Origin of the sequence: Erwinia sp. HDF1-3R (assembly GCF_039621855.1) — a bacterium.
Lineage (GTDB): Bacteria > Pseudomonadota > Gammaproteobacteria > Enterobacterales > Enterobacteriaceae > Erwinia.
Genome location: NZ_CP155071.1, coordinates 1,701,245 through 1,713,509, shown reverse-complemented (window position 1 = coordinate 1,713,509; position 12,265 = coordinate 1,701,245). Strand labels below are relative to the sequence as shown.

9 protein-coding genes and 4 pseudogenes are annotated in these 12,265 nt (G+C 50.1%); 6 read left to right on the top strand and 7 right to left on the bottom strand.

Going from position 1 to position 12,265, the window contains the following annotated elements; genetic code table 11:
- Positions 1 to 4: 4 nt before the first annotated feature.
- The 3 genes and pseudogenes from AAGR22_RS07945 to AAGR22_RS07935 all read right to left on the bottom strand — a co-directional run.
- A complete protein-coding gene (locus tag AAGR22_RS07945; protein WP_345831204.1) occupies positions 5 to 1,126 on the bottom strand; it encodes a MotA/TolQ/ExbB proton channel family protein in 1,122 nt (373 codons plus the stop codon).
- A gap of 567 nt (positions 1,127 to 1,693) precedes the next feature.
- Positions 1,694 to 2,317, bottom strand: a pseudogene (locus AAGR22_RS07940) (IS6 family transposase).
- A 399-nt stretch (positions 2,318 to 2,716) separates the two neighbouring features.
- Positions 2,717 to 2,936: pseudogene (locus AAGR22_RS07935) on the bottom strand (IS1 family transposase); the annotation flags it as partial.
- 75 nt (positions 2,937 to 3,011) lie between these two features.
- Between AAGR22_RS07935 and AAGR22_RS07930 the strand changes: the two are divergent.
- From AAGR22_RS07930 to AAGR22_RS07910, 5 genes and pseudogenes are all read left to right on the top strand, one after another.
- Positions 3,012 to 3,599, top strand: a pseudogene (locus tag AAGR22_RS07930) (transposase); the annotation flags it as partial.
- A gap of 341 nt (positions 3,600 to 3,940) precedes the next feature.
- Complete coding sequence (locus AAGR22_RS07925; protein ID WP_345831203.1) at positions 3,941 to 4,858, top strand: LysR family transcriptional regulator; 918 nt, start codon at positions 3,941 to 3,943, stop codon at positions 4,856 to 4,858.
- A gap of 186 nt (positions 4,859 to 5,044) precedes the next feature.
- A pseudogene (locus tag AAGR22_RS07920) lies at positions 5,045 to 5,239 on the top strand (transposase); the annotation flags it as partial.
- 594 nt (positions 5,240 to 5,833) lie between these two features.
- Complete coding sequence (locus AAGR22_RS07915; protein ID WP_067702613.1) at positions 5,834 to 6,565, top strand: MerR family transcriptional regulator; 732 nt, start codon at positions 5,834 to 5,836, stop codon at positions 6,563 to 6,565.
- 92 nt (positions 6,566 to 6,657) lie between these two features.
- Positions 6,658 to 6,762 carry a protein YohO gene (locus tag AAGR22_RS07910; protein ID WP_073980957.1) on the top strand — a complete coding sequence of 35 codons (105 nt, stop codon included), beginning with the start codon at positions 6,658 to 6,660 and terminating at the stop codon, positions 6,760 to 6,762.
- On the opposite strand, the gene AAGR22_RS07905 is transcribed toward AAGR22_RS07910, so the two are convergent.
- The 4 genes from AAGR22_RS07905 to AAGR22_RS07890 are packed head-to-tail and all read right to left on the bottom strand — an operon-like array spanning position 6,749 to position 10,500.
- Positions 6,749 to 7,474, bottom strand: coding sequence for an ABC transporter permease (locus tag AAGR22_RS07905; protein WP_345831202.1), 726 nt, complete (start codon positions 7,472 to 7,474; stop codon positions 6,749 to 6,751). The genes AAGR22_RS07910 and AAGR22_RS07905 overlap by 14 nt on opposite strands.
- Position 7,475: 1 nt before the next feature.
- Entirely contained in the window at positions 7,476 to 8,408 is a 933-nt protein-coding gene (locus AAGR22_RS07900) for an ABC transporter ATP-binding protein (RefSeq protein ID WP_067702607.1), read from the bottom strand.
- A complete protein-coding gene (locus AAGR22_RS07895) occupies positions 8,405 to 9,565 on the bottom strand; it encodes an ABC transporter permease (RefSeq protein ID WP_345831201.1) in 1,161 nt (386 codons plus the stop codon). The genes AAGR22_RS07900 and AAGR22_RS07895 overlap by 4 nt, the downstream gene beginning before the upstream one ends.
- A 35-nt stretch (positions 9,566 to 9,600) precedes the next feature.
- Complete coding sequence (locus tag AAGR22_RS07890; protein ID WP_345831561.1) at positions 9,601 to 10,500, bottom strand: ABC transporter substrate-binding protein; 900 nt, start codon at positions 10,498 to 10,500, stop codon at positions 9,601 to 9,603.
- Positions 10,501 to 10,746: 246 nt separating this feature from the next.
- Here AAGR22_RS07890 and AAGR22_RS07885 point away from each other — a divergent pair, with 246 nt between their 5' ends.
- Positions 10,747 to 12,225 (top strand): MFS transporter, encoded by a 1,479-nt coding sequence (locus tag AAGR22_RS07885; protein ID WP_345831200.1) that lies wholly within the window; start codon positions 10,747 to 10,749, stop codon positions 12,223 to 12,225.
- Positions 12,226 to 12,265 lie beyond the last annotated feature (40 nt).

The following is a 12,265-nucleotide window of genomic DNA, read 5'->3' as shown; positions in this document are numbered from 1 at the left end:
AATATTAGTCACTTTCTTTATAATTTTTTATTATAGCTATCTTTGTTTCATTAAGCTCACGAAGACATGCTATAGTCGAATTCACGATAACTTGCTGAGTATGATTGTTATCATGCAGAGCATAAGTGTTTTCTTGTGCTATCTCTTTTATCCCTAACAATTCTGCTTTCAAGAACCTTGCTTTATCAGATAAGGAATTTCTATTTGCAATCTCTTTCTTAAACATTCTTTTCATAATGCTTTTGATATTATCTATTTTAGTTTCAACCCTTAGCGAAATGTTTCTCATCTCTTCCATCTGGGTCTGGTCTGTATTGTTAATAGTAATAAATTTTAGATGATCAGTTTGTTTTATATTCTCCTCATGAATTCCAACGGAAATATTGATCAGTGACTGCATAATCCTTTTGTTTTCTGATATTTCATTCTCGATCATCTCTAACTGCAGCAAAACCTCATTAGCATCAGCACTAAGTATACTTTTCTTCATCTTTCTGATTGAAGTTGATTCTCTGGAGTTTTTTATCGCCCATTCATTAACCTGAGAAGCGAATTCTGAACTTATTTTCCCTGCGATCAAGGCAGCAGTACCAACAATAATAGATGAAACCAGCCCCAACATTGATGCCGAAAATGCTGTTGACATACCAGCCAGCGGTATTCCCAACTTAGATACTAATTCTTTTCCTGAAACATTGGCTCCCAGTACTTCAAATACCGATCCCATAGTGTGCATCAGGCCAATAAACGTTCCGAGCAAACCTAAGCAGATTAACGTCCCTGAAAAGAAATCTAGTGTTTTTTCTTTTTCCTTAATTTTATGCTCCCAGCTTTTTAAAAGGTTATTGTTATTACTCGCCATACCTTCATAATTTCTCCCGAAAACAATGGATTCACTATATCTTCCATTAACGAACCCTTGCCATAAGATACTTCTACGGATCATCATCACGGCATCCATAATCAAATATACACATATAATGATTAATATTGATACTATCACTCCATTAATGACCTTATTGTGTTCAATCAAATCAATCATTTCTTTTTTAAATAGAAATACAGCTACAAACACAATCAGTGCAATAAAAAACTGCAGTAATATTAAGGATGTTAATTTTTTCACTTTTCACTCTTTTGAATGGTTGAACAATGATGGATGTTGTTGATTTAGTTTCTTTCGATGTTTTGCCCATTGCCATAATCAGTCATCTGAAAAATAGATATGACCATTGGATAACGGCTTCACTTACTAAGAATTATTTTATATGTTTTTTTTAAATTTGAATGAAATCAAATTTAAGTTGCGATTTTTCTAAATTGCATTTGAAATTAAAGTTTTTCTTACCACGGGTGATACCCGCACTAAAGCAATCAATTGTTAAGTTGTCTTTTATTTGTCTCCCCCCCCTCACCTTGTGATTCATTTTTCCACAGGAATATCTGTCTACAGCCACCCATCGTATAATTAATTATTCCCGTTAAATTGACTAATTCTTAAATACTTTACCTGACCATGTTCACAGGCAATATATCGAGCTGTTCACTCTATCCCTCTACCTGACGTTAGTATTCTTAGAGGCACGCTACCGCCCTTCTTTACGTAAATAAAGAAATCGTCTTATGGTTCCCTTCTCGTACGGCTCCGTCGCATTAACTACGACAGGTCGCCAGAAATCGTGATGCAGTTTATTTAGGCAGCCAACAAATAAAATTGTTCTGCGGATGACAATCCATCACTTTGCGGATGTTGATACTGCCCTTTACGTATCATGTGGAGGAGCTCGATGCGGCCAGCAGCGTCTGTGCACGGCGAAACGATTTAAACCCAGTATCTGTTGCATCCGGCGTTTGATAGTACGGTGATGTTTCCCTCATCAGGTTTTCTGCATTGAGCGTTCTCAGGTCGGCGGTAATGCCGCCTTATCTGTCGTCACCACTACAGGTTCTCCGTGGTGACGGAGAGCCTTGCGTAAGTAGCGCCTCGCTGCTGCCACATCACGTCGCGCGGTCAACATAAAAGTCGATGATCTGACCTCCAGTGTCGACCGCCCTATACAGGTATTTCCACTACCTTTAATGTAGGTTTCATCCATTCACCCTCGGCGTCTCACGGCGCGCTTATGCCGACGAAATGCCTTACCCAGTAACGACACCAGACGGATGACCCAGAATGGTCCACGATAATACCGCGCTTAGCCATCATGTCGTACAGACTACGCAGGCTCAGGGTGTAAGCCAAATACCAGCGAGCATATTGCGCGATGATATCGCCAGGGTAATGTAAACGTCTAAAGGCTCTTCGGAACATAGGCATGAGCAGGTAACATCAAAAAAAAGTATGTTACTTGCTGCAGCCTTGATGCGACAGAACCATATCAATCCATGATTAATGTCAGCCGTTAGTGAGGCCGCAGCCTTAGTTCGACTTGTCGTATTATGCAAGAGTACCCTTAGCTTTGTAAGCTAAGTTATGATTTCCATTTCGGAAACATAGCTATCTCATTCTATTCAAGCAGGGGGTTTGTATAGTGAGTGTTGTGACTACATCCAATAGAAGGCATATCACTGACAAAGGATAAGTGAATGAACTTTATGCTTGTTATTAGATGTTGATTATCAAGAATCCTGAGTTTGTGGTGTATTTAATAGGGTGAATATATTACAGTGTATAATGCTCGAGCTCGATAGATGTACCAATGGTCTTGTCATGCATTTATGCCGGTTTTGAGTACCTCATTGTTTTACGGTTCAGCCGCTTCAGCCTGTTGCCTGGATTCAGGTTTTCACGCTCAATGCGTTGTAATTATAGTTTACCTGTTATATATTTTTCATTGGGTAACACGTCATAAGCACTGAAAATTTCCGGTACATAAGAAGGCCACATTAAAACCTGATAGCAGCACCAGTAACTTGCGAAGCGTTTTTTTGCTCCTGCAACGGTAATCCCCCCAAATAACCGGTGTGTTCATAAGTAGAGTTTCCTCGTAACCTGAACCGGGGAGATTTCTATGAAAAAATCACGTTTTGCCAACAGCCAGATAATGGCCATCCTTAAGCAGGCTGAAGCCGGAACGCCAGTGGCTGAACTGTGCCGCGAGCATGGCATGAGCAATGCCAGTTTCTATAAGTGGCGTTCTCGCTTTGGCGGTATGGATGCTTCCATGATGGCCCGAATGAAAGAGCTGGAAGACGAAAATCGCCGTCTCAAAAAGATGTATGCCGAAGAACGACTCAAAGCCGAAATCATTCAGGAAGCCATGGCAAAAAAGTGGTAAAGCCATCGCTTAGAAAGCAGATGGCGCAGGATGCTGTCAGGCGTCGCAATATCAGTATACGTTTTGCCTGCCAGCTATTTGTTATCAGCGAAAGTTGCTACCGTTACCAGGCTAAACTGAGTAACGAAAATGACGTTATTGCCAACTGACTGCTCCACATCACCGACAGTCAGCGAAACTGGGGGTTCGGCCTGTTTTTTTTTGTACCTGAGTAACGTAAAAGGCTTTCGATTTAACCACAAAAGGGTCTAGCGGATTTACTGCGAATTGTCGCTGAACATGCGGATCAAACCGAAAAAAAGACTGAAACGTAATAAACCTTAACCGCTGGCTGTGCCTGAAAACAACTATGCATGCATTATTATCTTTTGATTAACGAATTAGCAGGGCATACCCAATGGTAGCTGAGACAATTAACGACCACCTTTCATGATCGGAAATAACATCTCAAAAAAAATATTACGGACACATAATATCGTTGTCTGAATACAACAAAAAAATCATTCTCTGACAGAGACTATATGACATGAAAATTTCAATTTTTTTGATAGAAAGTTTTTTCTAAACAAACCCTGAATAAAAATCAATATGTCAAGTGACAAATGGGAGGGCGGGTTTGTTTATGCTATGGTATTCGTCTTACTTTCGGAGGTGATTTTTACATGAAAAAAAATGTACTGATCAATGACTGGATTACTTTTGTCACAGTTGTAGAAATGGGAAGTTTCTCTGCTGCCGCCACAGAACTTAGTGTGTCGACAGGCACTGTAAGCAAAAACCTAACGAAGCTTGAAAACACTATCGGAGCGCAACTTATTAGCAGAAATGCACATAAATGTGAACTGACAGAGTCAGGAAAAATAGCGTATGAGAAATCTATAATTATATGTGAAGCGTACTCTAATCTCCTTGCCAGAATTGATGGTATTGGCAATGAAATAAAGGGGGTCATGAGATTGTCCGCTCCAAGCATAATATGCGATAATATTGCCAGTCAGTGGATAATGGAATATATAGACCTTAATCCTGGAGTGTCCATACATTTGCTTTCCCGTGATAGCGGGAATTTTACGGCGGACTCCCCCGAATTTGATGATTTAGTTCTCAAAAGTGGTTATCTGAATAATCCAGATCTAATTCACAGAAGCCTTAACCCCGTTCCTTTTGGAATTTATGCTTCCCCTGACTATCTTTCAAAACACAAACCCATCAAATTTCCTGAAGAAATGTCTGGTCATAGTTTTTTGAGACTCAGTCACCCTTACCTGAAGCCACCATTAATTCTTATGAAGAATGGTGAGTCACGAAAAATAGAATTCACACCCGGAAAAGAAATGGTGTCCAATAATGTTTTCAGTCTTATTAACATGGCTACAGAAAACCGGGGGATATGTCTTGCAGCCCCGGTCTGGGCGGTGAAAGAGCAGGTGGACAGTGGCTTGCTTATTCATCTGCTTCCTGAATGGCGACTACCTGAATTACAGGTACATCTGGTATGGCGTTACCGAAAGCATTATTCACCTTTATTCCGGGACTTCAGCACGTTCATTGAAAAAAAATGGAATTCCCTGTTTGCATAACCTCATCAATGAGTTCAGGGCACGCAATTTTTTTACAGACGAACCGGCTCGCAGCATTAATGCTGATAATGACAGCCAGGCTCAGGCCTGCCATTATCAATGCGAATATCATTTGGAAGACCCTGCTCCTGAAATCTCCTTCAGTCATATTGTCGTGTCACAGTGAATTTGGCCACCTGAATAGAGGTGATATCATCACCTCATAGTCAAAACAGGTGACATTATGACCGGACGTAACAGACGCATTTTAGCCCCGACTTCCGCCTCGAAGCGGCCCGACTTATACTCGATCAGCATTACACCGTTGCCGCCGCTGCCACGGCAATGAATATCGGTAAATCCATGATGGGTAAGTTGGTCCGCCAGTTGAAAGAAGAGCGAGCAGCTAAAACACCCATAGAGGGCGCGGTTTCCTGTTGCCGTTGTGTGCAACGTGTTTGGGGTTCATCGCAGCAGCTATAAATAGGGGTCTGAAGGCCAATGGAACGAAAACGTACGTTATTGAGGTAAATGACTGATATATAGATAAAAGCCCTTAAAACAGCGTTTTTTATCGCTAAATGGCATTTAACTGACGCTGCTGTCCATTAATCGATTTTTCAGGCGATCTTTCTCGTCTAAGTTGAACGTACAGTAATGTAAGAAACCACGCTAACAGGTACCAGAAATCGATTTTGATACGATCTAGCCTCAAACCGATAAAAAAACGATATTAGGTACCGATTTTTCGGCCCCAATATGTAGTCTCATAAGTATGGACATTTCAAAAAGTTAGTTTCTTAACGTGGTTTTTTTCGCACGGTTGGCCCTCGAACCCCATTAACGTGAGTTTTCATTCGACTGAGCGTCAGCCCCCTTATATGAGATACAGCTGATTTTCTATTCTGCTTCAACTTGTACAATAGAAAAAATAGTTGTACAGCCGGAGGGAGTCCGCTACGGTTAGGGTGAGAGAAGAAAGATAAGAGGAATTGCATGGCATTGTACAGTATTGGTGACGTTGCCGAACGCTGCGGGATCAACCCCGTTACGCTTCGTGCCTGGCAGCGCCGCTATGGCTTACTGAAGCCTCAGCGGACTGAAGGGGGTCACCGACAGTTTGATGAAGATGATATTCTGCGCATTGAAGAAATTAAGCGCTGGGTTGGAAGCGGTGTTCCCGTTGGCAAAGTCAAGGCGTTGCTGGAGGGGGAAAATATCAGCGTGGATGATGCCTGGTCCACCCTCAAAGAAGAGATGATGACCGTTCTTCGTCACGTTAAACCGGCAAAAATCAGGAATAAAATCGCCACCATTGGCCGGGAAAATCCGGCGGATGTGCTGATAGACAACGTTTTTCTGCCCATCCGGCAGCGGCTCGGCCTGGATCAAAATACCGCGCGTGCCATGTGCAGTCTGCTGGACGGCGCGCTAATCGACTATGTGGCATTCTGTCTTACCGGCTCGCGCAAGAAAGCGGGTAAGGATGCGCTATTAATGGGCTGGGGGACGGAGGACCGTACGCGGCTGTGGCTTGAAGCATGGCGGTTATCACAGCAGGGCTGGCGGATGGACGTTATGGCCGAGCCGCTGGAGATGCCCCGTCCGGAGCTGTTTCCAGGCCAGAAGATCTTCATTTTTACCGGAAAAGCGTTAACCCACCGGCAGCAGGAGATGATGAATCACTGGCAGGAGCAGGGTTTTACCGTCTCACATATCGGTCATTAGCGAACGTCGTTAAAAAGCCAGCAAAGGCTTAACGCGAGGGTGGGAAAGGCGATATACTCGTGCCCTCAGCGCTTCAACAAACGGGCAACGGCATGAACTGGCAAAAAATTGGCGTAATTATTATCTTCCTGATGATGGCCCTCGGTGGCATTGGCGGCGTGATGCTGACCGGCTACACCATCCTTATCCGTTCTTAAACCGCCGCATTAACCGCTCGAAAAGTCGATCGGTCACGATCGCCATCAGGGCGACCAGGCAGGCGCCCTGGATAACATAAGCCGTGTTAAATCCGCTCAGTCCAATAATCACCGGGGTTCCCAGCGTTTTCGCTCCCACGGTAGAGGCAATCGCCGCCGTACCGATATTAATAATCACCGATGTCCTGATCCCTGCCAGAATCACCGGTGCGGCCAGTGGCAACTCCACTTTGCACAAAATTTGCCTCGCGCTCATGCCCACGCCTTCGGCGATTTCCCTGGCGCTGGCAGGCACCGCATCAATACCGGCCAGCGTCCCCTGTAGAACGGGCAGCAGGCCATACAGCAGCAGCGCGATAATCGCAGGCGCTTCGCCAAATCCCATCACCGGCACGGCAATGGCTAACACGGCTACCGGTGGAAACGTCTGACCTGCCGCGACCAGCGTTTCAGTCAGCGATCGAAACTCCTTCCCGGCCCGGCGCGTAACCAGTACGCCGGCCCCCATGCCGATAATGACGGCAAAAAAGCTGGAAAATGCCACCAGTTTGATATGTGACAGGGCCAGCTGAACAAAACTGTCCTGCTGGTACAGCGGGCGCTCCAGCTGCGGAAAGGCCCGGGCAAACAGCGGGCCGCTTAAGGGCATGAGCAGCAGCAGAGCCACAAACAACAGAATCAGCCATAAAAGCGGATCGCGGAGCCAGCGCATCTTAAGCCCCCTTCTGCCGCAGCAGATCGGCGAAATACAGCACGCCAAGCGGGCGATGCTGCGCATCTGTCACCGCCAGCCGATCGGTCTGTCGGGCAATGAACTGTGACAGCGCCTCGCGCAGGGTCATACTTTCGGGAATGGCCTCTTCATCCAGCCACTCTCCCCGCCGCGCCGCCGATCCGGCGTTGCCGAGTGACAACAGCCTGACGCCCAGCTCACTACGGCCAAAAAAGTCCTGCACGAAGGCGTTTTTGGGTCGGGTCAGCATCTCCAGCGGCGTACCCTGCTGAATCACTTTACCGCCGTCCATAAGCACCAGACGGTCCGCCAGCGCCAGGGCTTCATCAATATCGTGCGTCACCAACACGATAGTGCGGCCAGAAAGCTGATGAATCCGCACAATCTCCTGCTGGAGCGCGGCTCGCGTTACCGGATCCAGCGCACCGAAAGGCTCATCCATCAGCAGTACCTCAGGATCGGCCGCCAGCGCGCGGGCTACCCCCACCCGCTGCTGCTGCCCGCCGGAAAGCTGATGAGGGTAGCGGTGACGAAAATGATCCTCAAGATTCAGCAGTGCCAGCAGCTCGCTGACCCGCTCGGCGATGCGCGCCTTCGGCCAGTTAAGCAGCGCGGGCACGGTGGCGATGTTCTTCTCTACCGTCCAGTGAGGGAAAAGTCCTATTGACTGGATGGCGTAGCCCATACGTCGGCGAAGCACCTGAGGGTTGAACTGGCGGATCTCCTCTCCGGCGAACAGAATCGACCCCTCATCATGCTCAATCAGGCGGTTTATCATTTTCAGAGTGGTGGACTTACCCGAACCCGATGTGCCAATCAGCACCGTAAATTCCCCGTCGGCAATATTTAGCGTCAGATCGCTGACGGCCGGTTTTCCGGCAAAATATTTGCTCACTCCGTTAAAGTTGATCATTGGCGCTTTGCCTCGGTCAGCGAAAGGAGAAATTTGAACAACGCATCAACCACCACCGCCAGCGCAATGACCGGGATCACCCCCAGCAGTACCAGTTCCAGCGCGCTGCTGAGAAGCCCCTGAAAGATGATGGCACCAAACCCACCGGCCCCAATCAGCGCGGCAATCGCCGCCATGCCAACGGTCTGAACCGAAATGACCCGTAGCCCGGAAAGCAGTACCGGCAGCGCCAGCGGCACTTCGGCATGCCAGAAAATCTGTGCCGGGGTCATGCCCATGCCACGCGCGGTTTCAACCACCTCCCGGGGTACCTGCTGTAAACCCGCTACCACGCTTCTCACCAGCGGCAACAGCGCATACAGCACCAGCGCGATCAGCGCGGGCGCTACCCCGATACCGCTGATGCCTATGTCAGAAAGCGCCGGAAAGGCCTTTGCCAGCCCGGCCAGCGGGGCGATCAACAGGGCGAAGAGAGCGATAGAGGGTACGGTCTGAATAATGTTCAGCACCGCGAAGACCGGGGACTGCGCCGATTTTTTTCGGTAACACAGCCAGCCCAGCGGAATGCCGATAAGCAGGGTCGGCAGCAGCGTACCCAGCAGCAGCAGCAAATGGTGGCTAAGCGCCTCATTAAAGACCTCCCGGCGGTTGGCGTACTCTTTCAGCAGCGCCAGCTGATCGAGCTGTCCGCTCAGGATTAAAACGATGACCGGGATCCAGATTTGTCCGTTCAGCAGCAGTCGCCAGAGGGGATTTTTCGTCAGCCGGGTCACGGCATCCGCTGCGGCCAGCAGACAGAGGCCCAGCGCCAGCCAGCAGCCGCTGCCGAAGGCGCTGCGTGCCAGCGGGCTGCCCTGCTGCGAAAGCCGGGCGGCCAGTTCGCCTCCCAGCGCGATCAGCCCCACCAGCAGCAGTTCGCTCAGTAACAGCGTCAGCAGCAGATTACGTCGGGAGAGCGGCAGAAATGCCAGCAGCGGTAGCACCAGCACCGGCAGCAGCCACCCCTCTCCGCCACCGGGCATAAGTTGATACAGGGCAAAAGGCTGACCGGATACCAGCCGATTGGGCGCGTAGTTAAGGAACGGCAGCAGGAGCAGCGCCGCGGCCAGCAGTACGCCCAGCATCAGCAATACGCGATTATAAATAGTGAGGCGCACAGTTTCCCCGCGATAACCGACCATCAAACCGGCCTTTACTTAGCCTGTAGCAGCTGCTTTTGTTGCAGATAGTCCGCAGCCACTTTCTTAGCATCCTGCCCCTCTACCGCTATTTTCGCGTTGAGCGATTGCAGCGTTTTTTCGTCGAGTGAAGCAAAGACGGGTTTCAGCCACTCCGCAATGTCCGGATAGGCTTTCAGGACCGCATCACGTATCACCGGGGCGGGTGCATAGACCGGCTGCACGCCTTTAGGATCGCTAAGCGTTTGCAGGCCAAGTGCGGCTACCGGGCCGTCCGTGCCGTAAGCCATTGCGGCGTTAACACCAGAGGTATGTTGCGCAGCGGCCTTCACGGTGACCGCCGTATCGCCTCCGGCCAGCGACAGGAGCTGGTCCTGCTTAAGCGTAAACCCATAGGCTTTCTGAAAGGCCGGAAGCGCATCAGGGCGCTCGATAAATTCGGCCGAGGCCGCCAGCTTGAACTCCCCGCCCTTTTTCAGCCAGGCGCTCAGGTCGTCCAGTGAATTCAGATTATTTTTCTTCGCCAGATCGCCGCTGACCGCAATGGTCCAGGTATTGTTCGCCGGTGAGGGAGTAAGCCAGGTCAGATGATTTTTTTCCTCATCCAGTTTTTTTACTTTTTCATAGCCCGCCTGCGCATTTTTCCATGCTGGGTCCTGTTCGTCATTAAAGAAGAAGGCGCCGTTACCGGTGTATTCCGGATAGATATCCAGCTCGCCCGCCGTAATTGCACCGCGAACGACCTGCGTGGTGCCCAGCTGGACTTTATTGATGGTTTTTACACCGTGATTGTCCAGAACCTGGAGGATAATATTGCCGAGCAGCGATCCTTCCGTATCAATTTTCGACCCCACCCTGACCGGATCGGCGGCCGTCGCCGATCCTGCCAGTGCCAGTAGAACAGCCAGCGTCATTACGCCGCCGCGCGCGGTTACCTTTGCCATTTTCTTTTCCTTTTCGTCAGGTTAGTAACAAGCGTAGCCTAATAAATCAACGGATGAAGCCGGACGGCAAAAAAGCGCGCGGGTCATCACCCTGCTGTCGCCCGGCGGCGAATTTTTGTTAACTGAAGCCAATAAGGTGAGAAGTGCGAACTATTTCCCTCCGTCCCGCTCGCGTGTATTCTCAGCGCTTATTCTAATAAAACTGAACACAACATTATGACGCTTTCAACCACGTCGGCGCACGTCGCCATGGCAGGGAATATCCCAACGGGCGAGCCCGTTATTATCCGCGAGGCAGCCGATGTTTCGCATCTGATCAATACCAGTACGCAGTCGCGAAATAATGCGCGCATTGTGATTGGCATCGCGCTGGGCGGCGTTTTTCTGGATGCCTATGATTTAGGCTCGCTGGCCTTCGGCATGAAGGATATTACGCGGGAGTTTGGTCTCTCTCCGGGTGGCGCGGGGATGGTGGCGTCGGCCATTGCCTTCGGGGCCATTATCGGCGCGCTGGCGGGGGGCTATCTGACCGACAAAATCGGGCGCTATCGCGTCTTTATGGCCGATATGTTCTTCTTTGTGGTCGCCGCCATCGCCTGTGCGTTTGCCCCCAACGAGTACGTGCTGGCCGGGGCGCGCTTCGTGATGGGGCTGGGTGTCGGGATTGATTTACCGGTAGCGATGGCGTTTCTGGCAGAATTTTCGAAGCTCAGGGGACGGGGAAATAAAGCCTCCAGTATCGCTATGTGGTGCCCCACCTGGTACGCCGCGATCTCCATCTCCTGGCTGCTGGTGCTGTTTTTCTACGCGGTGCTACCCGATGAATATGCCGGCTGGCTATGGCGTATTATTCTCGGCTTTGGCGCAGTACCCGCCCTGCTGATTATTGCTATTCGCAGTCGCTATATGAGCGAATCGCCCGTCTGGGCGGCCAATCAGGGCGATCTGCAAGGGGCCGCGGCGATCCTGCGCAATGCCTGGGGCATTAACGCCCAGGTGGCGCAGGCGTCGGAACGGCCGCCCGTTAAGCCGGTGCGTGCGGCAAGCTGGCGTAATTACGGTGAACTGCTGAAAGGGATTTACCTGCGCCGGACGATTCTGGCCACCGTCACGGCGGTCGCCTCGGCTTTCGCTTATAACGCCGTGGCCTTTGGCCTGCCGGTAATTATCTCCAGCTTTCTGGCGCAGTCGATGCTGACCACCATTCTGGTTTCACTGGCGTTGAATTTGCTTTTTGCCTTTACCGGCGGGCTGCTCGCCGTGCGGCTGGTCCCACGCTTTGGTGCCTGGAAGATGACCGTGCTGGGCTACAGTTTTCAGCTGGTGGCGCTGGTCGGTCTGGCCCTGGTGGGCAAGCCGGGCAGCGGCGCAGAGGCGGCCCTTTCTGTTGCCATGCTGGCGCTTTTCCTGCTGGGCCAGGGCGTCGGGCCGGGCTCCCATACCATGACTTTCGCATCACTCAGCTATCCCACTTCGCTGCGCGGCGTGGGCGTCGGTTTTAACCAGACGCTGATGCGCGCCAGCTCGACGGTTTCGCTGTTTATGTTCCCGCTGCTGGCCGCCGCCCTCAGCACTCGCGTCTTCTGGATTATTGCGCTGGCACCGCTGGCAGGGCTGCTGGCGTTACTGTTCATTCGCTGGGAGCCGTCGGGCTATGATGTGGATGCGGAGGATTTCAGTTCCGCCAGCCAGTGATGCTGGTCATCTACTGACTGGCGCAGGCGTGGGAACAGAA

What these genes read in the sequence shown, in the direction of transcription:
- AAGR22_RS07925 (WP_345831203.1), top strand. Translation starts at nt 3,941, where the DNA reads ATGAAAAAAAATGTACTGATCAATGACTGGATTACTTTTGTCACAGTT.
- AAGR22_RS07915 (WP_067702613.1), top strand. Translation starts at nt 5,834, where the DNA reads ATGGCATTGTACAGTATTGGTGACGTTGCCGAACGCTGCGGGATCAAC.
- AAGR22_RS07910 (WP_073980957.1), top strand. Translation starts at nt 6,658, where the DNA reads ATGAACTGGCAAAAAATTGGCGTAATTATTATCTTCCTGATGATGGCC.
- AAGR22_RS07905 (WP_345831202.1), bottom strand. Translation starts at nt 7,474, where the DNA reads ATGCGCTGGCTCCGCGATCCGCTTTTATGGCTGATTCTGTTGTTTGTG.
- AAGR22_RS07900 (WP_067702607.1), bottom strand. Translation starts at nt 8,408, where the DNA reads ATGATCAACTTTAACGGAGTGAGCAAATATTTTGCCGGAAAACCGGCC.
- AAGR22_RS07890 (WP_345831561.1), bottom strand. Translation starts at nt 10,500, where the DNA reads ATGACGCTGGCTGTTCTACTGGCACTGGCAGGATCGGCGACGGCCGCC.
- AAGR22_RS07885 (WP_345831200.1), top strand. Translation starts at nt 10,747, where the DNA reads ATGACGCTTTCAACCACGTCGGCGCACGTCGCCATGGCAGGGAATATC.